The sequence below is a fragment of the Rhodomicrobium udaipurense JA643 genome, assembly GCF_000636015.1.
Lineage (GTDB): Bacteria > Pseudomonadota > Alphaproteobacteria > Rhizobiales > Rhodomicrobiaceae > Rhodomicrobium > Rhodomicrobium udaipurense.
The window spans coordinates 1-14,790 of record NZ_JFZJ01000083.1; the positions used below are offsets into that span (position 1 = coordinate 1).

General features: G+C 59.6%; 11 protein-coding genes. 8 read left to right on the plus strand and 3 right to left on the minus strand.

The annotated features are described in order from the left end of the window. The 5 genes from nifT to modD form a co-directional block, all read left to right on the plus strand. Nucleotides 1–208: putative nitrogen fixation protein NifT (gene nifT, locus T281_RS11905; protein ID WP_245269231.1), on the plus strand; the 208-nt coding region annotated here is incomplete at its 5' end. Nucleotides 209–210: 2 nt separating this feature from the next. Beyond that, the gene (locus T281_RS11910) at nt 211–483 is read left to right on the plus strand and encodes a DUF6129 family protein (RefSeq protein WP_037239105.1); all 273 of its coding nucleotides are present in this window, start codon (nt 211–213) and stop codon (nt 481–483) included. 144 nt (nt 484–627) lie between these two features. After that, entirely contained in the window at nt 628–840 is a 213-nt protein-coding gene (locus T281_RS11915; protein WP_037239108.1) for a hypothetical protein, read from the plus strand. Between the two features lie 11 nt (nt 841–851). Then, nucleotides 852–1,715 carry an SIR2 family NAD-dependent protein deacylase gene (locus T281_RS11920; RefSeq protein WP_476748449.1) on the plus strand — a complete coding sequence of 288 codons (864 nt, stop codon included), beginning with the start codon at nt 852–854 and terminating at the stop codon, nt 1,713–1,715. 241 nt (nt 1,716–1,956) lie between these two features. Beyond that, the gene (gene modD / locus T281_RS11925) at nt 1,957–2,799 is read left to right on the plus strand and encodes a ModD protein (RefSeq protein ID WP_037239111.1); all 843 of its coding nucleotides are present in this window, start codon (nt 1,957–1,959) and stop codon (nt 2,797–2,799) included. 285 nt (nt 2,800–3,084) lie between these two features. Here modD and uvrB read toward each other — a convergent pair whose 3' ends face one another. The 3 genes from uvrB to T281_RS11940 all read right to left on the minus strand — a co-directional run bounded on the left by uvrB (nt 3,085) and on the right by T281_RS11940 (nt 9,293). Next, entirely contained in the window at nt 3,085–6,015 is a 2,931-nt protein-coding gene (gene uvrB / locus T281_RS11930; protein ID WP_037239117.1) for an excinuclease ABC subunit UvrB, read from the minus strand. Nucleotides 6,016–6,384: 369 nt separating this feature from the next. Beyond that, the gene (locus T281_RS11935) at nt 6,385–7,011 is read right to left on the minus strand and encodes a hypothetical protein (RefSeq protein ID WP_052037421.1); all 627 of its coding nucleotides are present in this window, start codon (nt 7,009–7,011) and stop codon (nt 6,385–6,387) included. A gap of 2 nt (nt 7,012–7,013) precedes the next feature. After that, complete coding sequence (locus T281_RS11940; RefSeq protein WP_245269232.1) at nt 7,014–9,293, minus strand: GumC family protein; 2,280 nt, start codon at nt 9,291–9,293, stop codon at nt 7,014–7,016. A 1,015-nt stretch (nt 9,294–10,308) separates the two neighbouring features. On the opposite strand from T281_RS11940, the gene T281_RS18325 reads away from it, so the two are divergent. The 3 genes from T281_RS18325 (at nt 10,309) to T281_RS11965 (ending at nt 14,786) form a co-directional block, all read left to right on the plus strand. Further along, nucleotides 10,309–11,946, plus strand: a complete 1,638-nt coding sequence (locus T281_RS18325; protein WP_245269233.1) for a sugar transferase — start codon at nt 10,309–10,311, stop codon at nt 11,944–11,946. Between the two features lie 87 nt (nt 11,947–12,033). Beyond that, a complete protein-coding gene (locus T281_RS11955) occupies nt 12,034–12,801 on the plus strand; it encodes a hypothetical protein (protein ID WP_155955223.1) in 768 nt (255 codons plus the stop codon). 767 nt (nt 12,802–13,568) lie between these two features. Continuing rightward, a complete protein-coding gene (locus T281_RS11965) occupies nt 13,569–14,786 on the plus strand; it encodes a DEAD/DEAH box helicase (RefSeq protein WP_037239133.1) in 1,218 nt (405 codons plus the stop codon). Nucleotides 14,787–14,790 lie beyond the last annotated feature (4 nt).

Here is a 14,790-nt window from a genome sequence, read left to right on the forward strand (position 1 = left end):
GAAGGTCATGATCCGCAAATGCACCGAGGGCAAGCTTACGATCTACGTGCCCAAGAAGGATCTGGAAGAACCCATCGTTGAGATGGAAAAGCCCGAAATGTGGGGCGGCGTCATCACGCTCGGCAATGGCTGGCGTCTCGAACTGCCGGATCTGCCGGTGGACACGAAGCTGCCGCTCACCGTCGAAGCGAAGAAGCTAGCTGACTGACAATGGCGTTCTCTGCTGAAGATCTTGCGGGCATCGATGCGGTTCTCTCGGCGGCCGAAGCGGGAGCGGAGGCCATCGCGGCCCTTCGCGCCCGGTTTCCCGGACTGTCGATCACGCTTTGCGATCCGTCCGACGTTGACACGGAAGACCCGTTCAAGGAATACGAGCGTTTTGATCTACATCTTGTGAACGGTGCGGGTCATTGCTGGCAACTCACCAGCGAATCAAACGCCGCCACAGGTATCGTTGTAGTAAAGAGAAAGACTTCCGACTGAGCCTTATTTTGCCTTTTGTGGATTCAACTTTCGATAACGAAAAGATGAAGCAGGGTTTACTGGCATACCATCTCCATATCTGACAAAAATCAAACGGACCTGCGAACAAACGTCGCGGTGAATGTCAGAAGAAGGAGATGCAAAATGTCGGAACGGGTTTTGGTTCATGTGCGCTTCACGCCGAACGGCCTCGTTACGGAGATCGGCGAACGTCCGGAGGGCGTCAGCGCACAAGCGTGGTTCGACCGCCTCAGCAGCGGCGGGTTCCATGCGTACCAGCCGCTTTCGGGCGGTCGCGGCGTGTTCCGTCTGCATCCCGCAGAACTCTCGTCGCATAGGGCGGCATCGCTCAATTGAGCGGAGGAGACATCGTGACGAACGTGGTTGAGACGATACGCGAGGGATTGAACCGGGGAACGGTCATTCCTTATCTCGGGCCGGGTATCCTGAAATTGGCCGGGACGTCCGCCGTACCCGAAGCGCCCGAGATCCTCGTGGATCGCCTCACCGCGAAAGCGAGCGTGCCGCACAAGATCCGCAAGAATCTCACGGCGGCGGCGCAGTTCATCGAAAACTTCAAGCACCGGAAGACCGTGGCCGCCGCGATGACGGAGGCGTTTCGCTCGCCCATGCCGCCGACGGCGCTTCATCATTATCTGGCCTCGGTCCCGGCGCTCAAGCTGATCGTTCATGCCTGGTACGACGACCTTCCGCAGAAGGCGCTCGCGGGCCGCGCGGGCTGGAGCATGGTGCAAGGCGTCAGCCAGGCCGAGCATCACGGCTCGTGGTATCATTTCTTCAACGCGGACGGCACGCCGGGCACGGCCGACACAGCCGCGGCGAGCGCGCCGCTGCTTTATCAGCCGATCGGGTCCATCGCGCCCGCATCGAATTTCCTCGTCTCGGATTCCGACTTCGTGGAAGTGCTGACCGAGATCGACATCCAAACGCCCATCCCGGAAGCCGTGCAGGACATCCGCAAGGGGCGCAGCTTCGTTTTCCTCGGCTGCCGGTTCAATACCCAGCTCGAACGCATCTTCGCGTGGGAGATCATGAAGCGCTCGTCGGACAAGCACTGGGCCGTGCTGCCCGAGACGCTCACACGCAACGAAGAGCGGTTCCTCGAAATCTACAACGTCGAGCGTATCGTCATGCCGCTCGCGGAGTTCGCGGCGCAACTGACGGGTATCGACGAACGCCCGTATGAGCCTGCGCTCGCGAAGGCATCGTAAGCGCGCGCCTCGGCAACCTTAAGCGGCTCGTTTCGCCCGACCTGCGATGGCCGGACGACTTTGCCATGCCGACTGCGGCCATGCGAATCGGAGCGCATCGACGCTCCCGACTTGCCTCTCCCGATGGGAGAAGGGTAGGGTGAGGGGCAATATTGCAAGGCCCGCATGCCCCTCATCCTCACCCTTCCTTATCAAGGAAGGCGCTGGCCTGTCGAGCGGCGCGCCTGTGGGGAATGCTCCGATGCCGCTACCCGTCTCACTTATCGATTCCCTCCTCGCCGAAGACACGCCCGATGGCGACCTGACCACGCTCTCGCTCGGTATCGGCGGCCGTCCGGGGCGCATGATGTTTCGCGCGCGCAACGCTATGACCGTCGCGGGTATCGAAATCGCGGCGGCGATGATCCGGCGGGTCGGCGCGGAGGCGCATATTGTCGCTTCATCCGGCACGCGCGCCTCGGCGGGAGAGCTGCTGCTGAAGGCGCGCGGCGATGCGAAGGCCCTGCATACCGCGTGGAAATCATCGCAAACGCTGGTGGAGATCCTTTCCGGCATCGCGACGGCCGCTCGCAGTCTCGTGGACGCGGTCGAAGCCGTCGACCCGGCCATCCGCGTGGTATGTACTCGAAAGACCGTGCCCGGCGCGCGGCGGCTTTCGGTGATGGCGGTGCGGGCGGGTGGAGCCGTGCCGCATCGGCTCGGGCTTTCCGAGACGATCCTGGTATTTGCTGAACATCGCGCCTTCATGCCAGACGCCAACCTCGCGGACATCGCCGATCTTCTCCGCCGCGAGGCGCCGGAAAAGAAGATCGGCGTTGAGGTCCATAGCGTGGACGAAGCGGGCGACGCCATCGAAGCCGGGTTCGACATCATTCAGCTGGAGAAATTTGAACCGGGCGAAGTGGCCGATGTGCGCTCGCTCGCGGAGGCGGCTCAGTCGCGCGCGCTCCTCGCGGCGGCGGGCGGCATTCACCCCGGCAACGCGAGCGATTATGTGCGAGCGGGTGCGGGGATCATCGTTTCGTCGTGGCCATACACTGCGCGCCCGGCCGATGTCTCCGTCACGATCGAGGCGGACGGGTAGAGCGTCGTGGTCACGTCCGAATGGTTCATTTCTTGAGTATGATCCGCTAACAGGCTGCTGAAAAACGCAAAAGCTTTCCGGTTAGAACCTGTAAAATAGGATCGGTGGGTCGAGCCGAAGTGAGCCGGATATGGTCAATCGGCTTCGCACCTGGTGGGCGTTGGTGCAGCCCTAACCCTTTCAGCAGCCCGCAAAGGACGCCGGTTTTGCGTCAGATCATGCTCAAGCCAGAAACTTGGGGCACGACCGTTTATAATTCCATCAGCGATAACGCTCTGACGCCGGTCAGCTTCCCGGTCGGCCAGTCTTCAACGGCCGCCGCCGCTTGCCGCGCAGCTTCGGATCGTCGGCCCCGTCCTCGACGATGATCGTCTTGCCGGGTTTAAGCGTCTTCAAGTCGGGTGCGGGGCGCGATGGCTTGGGCTTGCCGCCGGGCAGCGGGCGCTCGGCATGTGGCCCCATCTCGTCGAGCGTCGGCTTATGCGGGCGCGACATTGGCGACGCGCCTGCGGGCAGACCCCACTGCAAATTGCGACTTTCGCGGCTCGATGCAGCGGGCTGCGCGATGCGCGAGCCCGGCTCTCCATCGGCCTCGGTCGCGGCTTTTCCGTTTGCCTCGGCAGCGACATTTGAATTCGCCTCAGCGGCGGCCTGCCAATCCTGCGGCGCGTCCGAGCCTTCGCCCGTTGTGAACAGCGGGCTTTTCGCCAGCGCCGCCCCGACGGCCTTTTTCTCGCCCGCCTTGAGCTTCACGCGCTTCCTGCCCGCGCCTCCGCCGCTCGTCTCGACGACATCGACGCCGATCTGCGGCACCCACGACGTACGCCCACCGCCATCGTACCGGCCCGCGCGATCCTCGACCTCGGATTGCCGCGCAAGCGGATCGTCCATGATCGTCATCTCCACGTCGCGCAACCGCTTCACCTCGTCGCGAAGCCGCGCCGCCTCCTCGAATTCGAGGTTCGCCGCCGCCTCGCGCATGCGCTTTTCGAGGTTCGCGATCACGGCTTGAAGGTTGTGGCCGACGAGCGGCGTCTGCGCGCCCTCAGCAAAGCCCGCATCAACCGTGACGTGGTCGCGCTCATAGACGCTCGCGAGGATGTCGCCGATGTTCTTGCGCACGGACTGCGGCGTGATGCCGTGCTCCGTGTTGTACTCCACCTGCTTTTCGCGGCGGCGGTTCGTCTCCGCGATGGCGCGCTCCATCGAGCCGGTGATGTTGTCGGCGTAAAGGATCACGCGACCGTCGACGTTTCGCGCCGCGCGGCCAATGGTCTGGATCAGCGACGTTTCCGACCGTAGAAAGCCTTCCTTGTCGGCGTCGAGGATGGCGACGAGCGCCACCTCGGGAATGTCTAGGCCCTCGCGCAAGAGGTTGATGCCGATCAGCACGTCGAACGCGCCAAGCCGCAGGTCACGGATGATCTCGATGCGCTCCAGCGTGTCGACGTCCGAATGCATGTAGCGGACCTTCAGGCCCTGCTCATGCGCGTATTCCGTCAGGTCTTCGCTCATGCGCTTCGTCAGCGTGGTGACAAGCACGCGGTAGCCCTGCGCGATGGTCTTGCGGCATTCGTCGATGAGGTCGTCCACCTGCGTCTTGACGGGGCGAATTTCCACCGGCGGATCGATGAGGCCCGTGGGGCGGATGACCTGCTCCACGAACACGCCGCCGGTCTGCTGCATCTCCCACTTGCCGGGCGTAGCCGAGACGAACGTCGTCTGCGGGCGCATCGCGTCCCATTCCTCGAAGCGCAGCGGCCGGTTGTCGATGCAGGATGGAAGCCTGAAGCCGAACTCGGCGAGCGTGGATTTGCGCCGGAAGTCGCCCCGAAACATGCCGCCGATCTGCGGCACGGTCACGTGGCTTTCGTCCGCGAACACGAGCGCGTTGTCAGGCAGATATTCGAACAGCGTGGGTGGCGGCTCACCCGGCGCGCGGCCCGTGAGCCAGCGCGAATAGTTCTCAATGCCGTTGCAGGAGCCGGTCGCCTCGATCATTTCGATGTCGAATTGCGTGCGCTGTTCGAGCCGCTGCGCTTCGAGCAGCCGCCCCGTCGCGTTGAAGCGCTGAAGCTGCTCCTGAAGCTCCTGCTGCATGCCACGGATCGCCTGATGGAGCGTCGGCTTCGGCGTGACATAGTGCGAGTTCGCGTAGATCTTCACGAGCGCGAGGTCTTGCGTCTTCTCGCCGGTCAGCGGATCGAACTCCGCGATGCTCTCCACCTCGTCGCCGAACATGGAGATGCGCCACGCGCGATCTTCCTGGTGAGCCGGAAATATCTCGATCGTATCGCCGCGCACGCGGAAATCGCCGCGCGCGAAGCTGATGTTGTTGCGCTTGTACTGGATCGCCACGAGGTCGGCGAGGATCTGCCGCTGCTGGATACGGTCGCCCACCTGAATGGTGAATGTCATCGCGGAGTAGGTTTCGACCGAGCCGATACCGTAGATGCACGACACGGATGCCACGATGATAACGTCGTCGCGCTCAAGCAGCGCGCGCGTCGCGGCATGGCGCATGCGGTCGATCTGCTCGTTGATCGAGGAATCCTTCTCGATGTAGGTGTCGCTGCGCGGTATGTACGCTTCCGGCTGGTAATAATCGTAGTACGAGACGAAATATTCGACCGCGTTATCCGGGAAGAACGACTTGAACTCGCCGTAGAGCTGCGCCGCGAGCGTCTTGTTTGGCGCAAGGATCAACGCAGGCCGCTGCGTTTCCTCGATCACCTTCGCCATGGTGAAGGTCTTGCCGGACCCCGTGACGCCGAGCAGCACCTGTTCGCGTTCGAGCTTGGTCACGCCTTCGACAAGTTCGCGGATGGCGGCAGGCTGGTCGCCGCACGGCTCGAAATCCGACTTGATGACGAAGGGCTTGCCGCCCTCGCTTTTCTCCGGGCGCGGTGGCCGATGCGGCATGAACATCGGCATGTTTTCGCCGGTGAGCAGCGGGTGATCGCCGATGGGCGGCAGTTTGCCCTGCATATGCGACGGCATAGGCATCGCGCCGGTCGGCTTCAGGTTTCGCAGTGCGGGGATGAGATGTGCGGTGCTTTCCGAGCTGTAGGCCACGTCTTGCTCGAAGCCGGTCTGCGGCGCCTCGCTGAAGCCGGACGCGCTCGCGCGGGTTTTCGCGCTTCGGGGTGCGCTTGTTGGCTTGGACGCGGGTTTGGCTTTTCGGGCCGTCGGCTTGGCCGCGCTTGGTTTTGTCATGCCCCTTATATGCCACTGCGGCGCAGATTCGACCAGTGTTCGCGAAGCAGGCCTGGATGGGAAAGGTTCTTCAAATTAAAGCGAAGATTGCTCTCAGATAGGAGCGACAGGATTTCAGGTGGTGCCGTGCTGCGTATTACTTGGAAAGCGGACGGCGTTCTCTGGCCTGTAAGAGCAGCCATCTACTGCCAACCCGAGCTTTGTTACAGCTTCGCGCCGGGTCGGATTCACGGCGCAACGTTGAAAATTTCGGTTGTCGATCAGCTTCTCTGCGCTAACCCGAGTCCGACTTTCGGGTGCGCCTTGATAAGCGAAAACTCGCCGATTGCGATCCGAAACGCTCTGCCGCGCGCCGCCTCCGATGAACTCTTACTCATGGCGGAATCCGAACAGGTCAAGAATGTGGCTCAAGGCGGCAGGACGTCGGCGTGTTCGAGAACCGGGGCTCCTCGCCCGCGCTTTGCTCTTGACCTTCGCCGGAGATGCCGTTTCGCGGGCAGGCGGGCTATCCAGTAGTTTGCGGTGCGCACTGCCACGTTCCGTTTTTGTGCGCATTGAATCATAGGTAGAGCGTCGGGCTTGCGATTTGACGGTCTCCCAAGCGAAAACGACACGATTTGCGTAAAGACTGCGGTTAAAGCCGCCGTCTCGCTCGTGGACCGTTATCAGATCCGGATGCAGCCAACGCATGATAAGCGCCATATGCCGCCGCAGTTCTTCGGGGGGGGGGGCCGCGGGGTTCGCGCCGAGCATTCGATACAGATCCGCACCTTCGTCAAGCATGACCTGTTCGATGAAAAACCCGGCCGCCTGCCTGAGCGTGGCTTCCGTTTGCCCGGTGATGGCTGCGGCGTCCTGAAGTGCATGAGGTTCGGCGGCTGCAATCTCAAGAAGAAAGGTTATTCCCCGGGGCAAAGGGAAGCGGCGCGCCCTACGCGCCATGCGAGGATAGGAGAGCATGCCAAGAGCGGCGACGATTGCTTCGGGGCTTCGCATGATCAGTATCGAGCAAGCTGCGGCGTTTGCGTACTGCCATCAGCTTCGTCGTCATTCATATGGTAGCCGTACTTATAATCGTAGCCCTGCCCGTAAGCGTATCCGACCGATTTCGAGTCCAACTTTGTAAGTAGCGTACCGAGCAGCGTTACACGGGCCATGGACATCCGACGCAGCGCCGCACGGAGCGCACCTTTCCTGTTGTCGCCGGCGCCCACGACAAAAACTGTTGCCGCTGAGGCGCTTGACAGCAGTTGCGCGTCCGCAAGACCCAACACTGGAGGTGAATCGAAGACTATGAGATTGAATACATCCGACCCGAGCGAGATGAGCGAGTAGATTCGGGGGCCGCTGAGAAGATCGGCCGCATTGGGCGGAAGAGGCCCAGACGCCATGAATGCGAGATTGGGATGGTCGGTTCTCTGCACCAGATCCGGCGGCATCGATGAGCCGGTCAGATAGTTGCTGAGGCCTATTGAATTATCAAGATTCAGCTTGATGTGCAGTGATGGGCGCCTCAGATCCGCGTCGATCAGCAGAACCTTCAGGCCCATTTGGGCGAAATGGCGGGCGATCGCAACTGCTGTTGTCGATTTACCCTCACCGGCGCCCGCGCTCGTCACCGCAATCGATCGCGGCAATCCGGTATCGGTAGAGAACTGTAACGCCGTCGCGAAAGAGCGGTATGCTTCCGCTACATGCGAACGAGGATCTTTAAGGACCAGGTTCAATTCCATCTCGGATTCATCGCGGGGAATGATGCCCAGTGTCGGCAGCCCCGAAATTTCTTCGACCTCCTCGGATGCTCGAACGCGATCATCAAGCATCTCCAGCAAGAGAGAGAATCCGATCCCGATAATGAGTCCAAAGCCAAATGCTAGAAACAGTGCACGGCTCAGGCTCGGCTCGGATGGGAAGTTTGGCGCGACAGCTCGGTCTACGATGAATATATTATTGGCTCCGACGCCGCCAGCGACATCCACCTCCTTCAGGCGCTGAAGAAGGCTGTTGTACAAATTGCGATTAGTCTCGACTTCTCTTTTCAATATGTTGTGGCGAATGCCCTTTTTCTGAAGATCTATAACTTCCGCGCGCAGTTCTTCTATTCTTCCCTTCATCTCGACTTCCTGGGCGAGAGAAGACTGATAGGCAGCTTTCAAGGAGTTTCGAATAGCCTTCACTTCAGCGGCCAGCTGTCTATATACTTCCTTGATCTTGTTAGAGATCTGCACCATTTCAGGATAGCTTGGCTTGAAGTTCTCCAACTTCTCCTGATACTCGGTTTCGAGTGCTTTGCGTTGACCGCGCAAGGTGTCCACGACCTGGTTCGTCAGGAGCTGGGGCAAATTTATAGCGTTCGTACTCTCGACCTGGCGCCAAAGCTGCTCGTTTTTGATACGTTCGGAAATTAGTTGGCCCGCAGCGGTATTCGCGGCGGCGAGGCTGTTCTCCGCGATCGAGGCTTTATCATTGACCTCGACCATCCCCTCCTTTTCAGCGAAATCGATCAGAGCCTGTTCGGATTCCTGCAGCCTTATCTGCAACTGCTTGATCTGATCATCGAGGAACGTCTTCGCGTAGGCGTTCGCCTCGAACCTACGGTTCAGATTGGAGGCAATGTATGCATCTGCATAGCCGTTCGCTATGATCTGAGCGCGCTGTGGATTTGGGTCAAGATAACGAATGTCAACGAGCCGTGAGCCCGGAACAGGCTTGATTGTGACAGCATTCATCAGGATATCGGCGGCGGTGGCGACCTTTGACGCTTGGGAGGATGTCGGCCTCGAGAAGTAGCCCGTAATCAGTCCCAACGTAGAAACATCGCGTGGCTTAAAAAATGAGTCATCTTTATAAAGATAAAGCGCCGATGTTACGCGCTCTGCCATAGCACGGCTTTTCAGGAGCTCGTATTGCGTGCGCAGGAAGTCGGCGCTGCCCGTTTCTGTCGGGCTCGTCGTTCCGCTTTCGACGATTTTGGCGCCTTCCCGCTCAATCTGAATTCTGACGTTTGCTGCATAAAGAGGCGTCTTGAGCAAGGTATGGATTGCGCCAAGAACGCAAGACATGAGGATCATTCCCATTATGACCCACTTATGCTTACCAAGAAGATGAGCATAACGACGAAACGAAACCGCCAGCTTCTCCTCTTCCTCAGGCGCGGCGCCATATCCAACGGAGGCATAGCCAAGCCGTGCCGGCGCCACCGCATAAGCTTCGGCCCGAACTAGCGCCTGAGACCCGCGTGGGTGATCATCAGCCCCGCCCCGGAAAGTATCCTGCATAGTTTGGCTCACAACCCGAAGCTGCCGGTTGAGGTTCGTGGATCGAACCTACTGCTGCTCTTCGAAAACAGGTCCATGCGTTGAACTTTGGGCAACTGCCCCGGACCGCCCTGGCACTCGCCCCACCCCGAAAAGACATCCATAGCTCCCCTTCAGGCAAGCTCCGCGTGGGGCGCAATCTTCAATTGAATATCGCGCCAAGGTTGTACAGCCCCCGGCGCATGTACGCTATTTTAAGGAAAAAGACATTATTCCATTAACATATAAATTGCTCGGATACCATGATGCGTATAGCTTTCATAATGTTTCCATTTCGTTGAAAGACCTTAAACTATTGGAGAGTGCTATGAAAAACCGAAAGCGCGGTCTGAAGAGGCACGCGGGATGGGCTGCGATGTTGGCTGTCGGTGCCGCTCTGATGGCTACGGCAGCGCATGCGACCGTATTAACGAACATCCAGGGCTCCGTGATGGTTGATCGCGGAAACGGGTTCCAGCCGGTCTCGGTGACGTCGCCGGTTGTTGCGGGTGACCGCGTCCGCGCAGTCGGGGCAGTGCCGATATCGTTTACGACGACGGCATAGTACAAAAGGTTGTTCAATATCAGACTGTTGCGGTCCTTTCGAAGGGGCGACCCGATGCACCGTTTGTTGGGGCCGAAGGCGGCTTCGCTGGCAACTTGCCTGTGATAGGCGCCACTCTCGGTGTCGTTGGGATCGCTGCTGGCGTTGGTGTGGCGATGAGCGACAGCGGTAGCGATTCCAGCGGTTTGACGCCACCGGTTGAAGGGGAACGCCCGTAGTCCAGAGTCGGGGTATACCGATGTTGTTTGGGTTTAGCGTCGCTGTCATAGGGCTGGCAATTAGAACTACGGCATTGGCAGCCATCTTTGCATTCTTCTGCGGCGTACTCGCAGTACCGGCAACTTGCGATTCGGCCGCCAAGCCCAGGCAGCTGAGAAATCCGCGCCATTCAGGCGAAAAGGTGAGGCGGGAAGCCTGGACCGGCGAGGTGAGTTGGCCCGAAAACTGGCAAAAGGCCGCGCCAAGCTAGTTTGCTCGCTGGTTATTCAACGGCCTCGGGTGTTTTATGGAGCTATGTCGATGCGTCGCCCTTTTTTGCTCGTTCTGGATATCGGTCTTCTATGCGTCGCGACTGTTTTTGCTTTCATCCTCAGGGAGAATTTCGAGCTGAGCGTGACGCGTTCTCTTGAGTTCGGTCCCTATCTCCTTGCCACGACGATCGCATCCCTGATCGCCTTTTCCATAACTGGCGTTAACCGAACCATTTGGCGGTTCTGCAGTGGGCCGGACTACTTGCGCGTGATGACCGCGGTCGGGGCGGTTGTCGTCGGCGCCGTCGCCTTGACCTTCGCCTGGAATCGCCTTGAAGGAACGCCGCGCTCGCTACCGTTCATTCAGCTGATTTTCGGTGTCGCATTGCTAATTGGCGCCCGCGCCATTCATAAGATAAGCCACGATGTGCAGCAGCATCGGAGGGCCTTTGGCGCCTTTCTTCAGCCCGCTTCACCGTCGCAGCAGATTACATTGCTGGTTGTGGGGATTTCCAAACTGACGGAGCTATATCTTCAGGCGGCTGCAGAACTTGCTCCAGGGAGGATAAGGGTAGCTGGTCTTATCGGAAGTACCGATCGGCATGTCGGACGACTGGTCGCTTCTCATCCTGTGATTGGGGACACGGATGAGCTCGAGAGCATATTGGACGATCTCAAAGTCCATGGGGTTACCATTAATCGCATCGTTGTCGTATTGCCATTTCATTCTCTTGGCGATTCGGAACGCGAAACATTGCTTCGAATAGAGCGATCGCGAAGCATAGTACTGCAATTTCTCGTCCAGGATCTCGGCTTCAATTTTGGAAAGCCCGTCCTGGTTTCAAAGAGCGGTGGAGCGGCTTGGTCGCAGCGGACCTCGAATTTTTGCCTTCAAAATGTCAGCTTTCACATACCGCCGGAGACGCTTGAGAAAATCGCCCGACGCAGATATTGGAAAGTCAAGCGTTTCGTCGATTTTTTCATCGCGCTTTCCGCAATCGTAGTCCTTTCTCCCTTCTTGCTTGTTTTGGCAGCATGCGTTGCAGCGAGTGTGGGATTCCCCGTACTTTTTTGGCAGCAGCGTCCCGGACTCGGCGGCAGGCCTTTAAGATTATATAAATTCAGGACCATGAAAGCCGCCTACTCCTCGGATGGCGAACGATTATCCGATGCCGAACGGGTCTCGCGTCTCGGAAGCTTGATGCGCCGCCTGCGATTTGACGAGTTCCCGCAGTTATTTAACGTAATTCGGGGGGATATGGCCATCGTCGGACCCAGGCCGCTACTACACTGGGAACAGACGGAAGCACAAAGTGCCAGACTGCTGGTCCGGCCTGGCCTAACGGGATGGGCTCAGGTCGTCGGAGGACGCGATATATCGTCCAACGACAAAGCCGCGTTGGACGTCTGGTATGTGCAACATGCGAGCTTGCATCTTGATATCAAGATCGCGCTGCGGACCATTCTCGTGATGGTGTTTGGCGAGAGGATTTCTGCTGGCGACATCGAAAAGGCCTGGAGCGATCTTGGCGAGAGCGGGATCGTCCGGAGACCTGCCGGAGCAAAATTCCCGGTGTTGCTCGGTGGGGTCAGAGTTTAGGCTGGCTGGTCCCTTGCGCTGATATCTGCCTTGCAGATATGACGTTGCCAAGCTGCACCGCAGAGAAAGCACGTGGAGAGGTCGTTTATGCTACATCGCCGGTCGGTCCTCAGCATCGGTGTGGCCCTAGGGGGTGCGCCTCTTTTATCCAGCGGTGTCGAGGCGCAGTCGGCCGACCGAAGTCGAGATGTTATCCTGGCCGTGGCTGATGCGAAGGCTGCGGCCGAAAATATCTTGTCGCTCGCGTTGTACGCCAAGTTCTCGCCTGAGAACGCTTCGGCGCTGGAGGGATTGAACGAGCGAATTCTTGCCTCCTTGGCCCCCCTTGGAGGCGTCCCAGCGGCCGAGGCGGAGGTTTATGTCGAGCCGGGTCAGGCGATACTTACCGCCCAGATCAACGAGCGGGGGATACCTCTCGTGCCAAGCTCGGCAAGTGCCGTCGTCCCCGTCGTCAAGCCCGACTCCCCCGGCGAAGATCTCAACGCGGCGGTGGCAGCCGTGATCAAATCCGCTTTTGGGCTCCAAGACCTTGATGCCGCCGGCCTCTCTCGCCTGGCAGAGCAGTTCTTGCTTAAGGATCCGCTCATGCGATTGGCGGCGCTGATCCGTTCGGGCGAGTGGGCTTCCGCGGCGCAGGTTCTGAGAACACTTCTGACTCAACTTGCCGCGATCTGGCAGGCAGTACCAGCCATTCAGGAAGCCGTAGGCGCAGAGGCAACAAAGGGCATCCTCAATGCGGTAACCGCGAGATACGTACCGTTCGTGGGATGGCCTGTGCTTGTAGCAACGATCCTTTTCGCTGTTGCGCAACACCGGGAACGGCTGATCTCCGCCCTCGACAAGGCGCGTCTTTAAGATAAAGCGCGAAGCTTGATCAAGGCTCTGCCTTAGCGCCGCGCCAATCGAGAGGTCGATCAGACTGCCGATTTGCCGCGCCCGCTGGGCGTGAACTTCTCGCCGCGGACGGTCCAGCAGCCTCGGCGAACTCCTGCAAGCTTTCGGCAAGCTACCGCCGTCCGTAACGAAGCGGTGCTGGATCGATGAGCCGGAACACCGGAGCGAGGGCGTTTTCCATGCTGTGTCTCCTCAATCATAAGTCTGAATGGACAGGCGCGCGCGCCTGACCGTGTGTCGGCGCCAGGGCAGCGCGTCGACGTGGTTCGATGGTGGCGGCGCATCGTCCGTGTCGCGCCGCTTCCGGTCTTCGTGCAGGCGCCTTCGCCGAGGCTCGGCGAGGCCCCGGCAATCGCCGCATTGGCGCGGTGGGCCGCCAGCATGAACGCCGAAGAGCGAAGCCACGTCCCAACCCAAAACGGGCGTCTTCTTCGGCTTGTGACGTTTTGAGGAAGGCGAGCGTTACGTCTTTAAACACGATCTTAGCAATGGCCCCTGCGAGGCGGCCGGACGGCCCGCCCTTCTCCAGATCCAGGTAAGGATTGACAAGTCGGCTGACAGGTGACAGCGTGCCATCACAACGCGGCCGTGCAGTTTGATGCATAGAATTTCTATTGCTTCACCCGCCGCAACCTTTTCCAACAAACAGGCCCCGTCCAGCTGCGCGTGGATATAGGCTCTTTGCCGCTGTGCCTCTCACCGGGTGCGCGCGGCTTAAAGGATATCTCGTGACTTCTGTGACCTTCGAAGCTTTGGGGCTTGCAAAGCCCTTGTTGCGCGCGCTCGCTGACGAAAACTATGTCGAGCCGACGCCAATTCAGGAAAAGGCTATTCCCCATCTTCTCCAAGGCCGTGACTTGCTCGGCCTTGCCCAAACCGGCACCGGCAAGACCGCCGCATTTGCGTTGCCCCTGCTGCAACTCCTCGCCGAACGGCAGGACAGCCCCAAGCCGCGAACCGCGCGGGCGCTCATCCTCGTTCCCACGCGCGAGCTGGGGCTTCAGATTGCCGCGAGCTTCAAGAGTTACGGCCATCACCTCAAGCTGACGAGCACCGTCATAATGGGCGGCGTCTCGATCGGTCCGCAGGCGAAAGCGCTGAGCCGGGGCGTCGACTTTCTTGTCGCAACGCCGGGGCGCCTCCTGGATCATTTGGGGCAGGGCACCGTCGATCTCGGGCAGACGACCTATTTCGTTATCGACGAAGCGGACCGGATGCTCGACATGGGCTTCATTCGCGATGTTCGCAAGCTCATGAAGGTCATGCCAAGGAAGAGACAGTCGATCCTGTTCTCGGCGACGATGCCCAAGGAAATCGCGACGCTTGCCGAAGAGATCCTGAAAGATCCCGTGCACATTACCATTCCAGCGAAAACGGTTGCGGTTGAACGCATCGATCAACGCGTTCACCTCGTTACGACTGGAAACAAGCCCACGATGCTCGCCGGACTGCTGGATCAGCCGGAGTTTGATCGCGTCATCGTCTTCACGCGAACCAAGCGCTCAGCCAATCGCGTCGCGGAACGGCTTCTGCAAGGTGGAGTTCCGACCGAGGCCATTCACGGCAACAAGAGCCAAGCCGCGCGGCAGAAGGCGCTTGAGAATCTTCGACAGGGGAAAGCGCGGGTGCTCGTGGCGACTGATATCCTGGCGCGCGGTATCGACGTAGATAGCATCAGTCACGTCATCAATTATGAACTGCCGAACGATCCGGAAAACTATGTTCATCGGATCGGACGAACGGCGCGCGCAGGCAGCGATGGCATCGCTATCTCATTCTGCGACCTGAGCGAAAGGGCCAGTCTGCGCAACATCGAGCGCTTCCTCGGACGCTCGCTGACGCAAGTGAACGATCCTGCCCCGAGCAAGGTGGTTGCTGCCGTCGCGAGACCGCCAAAGGTACAAGCCCATCGTTCGAGGCGGGCTCGGTCGAGATCGGCGAGCTAGAGCG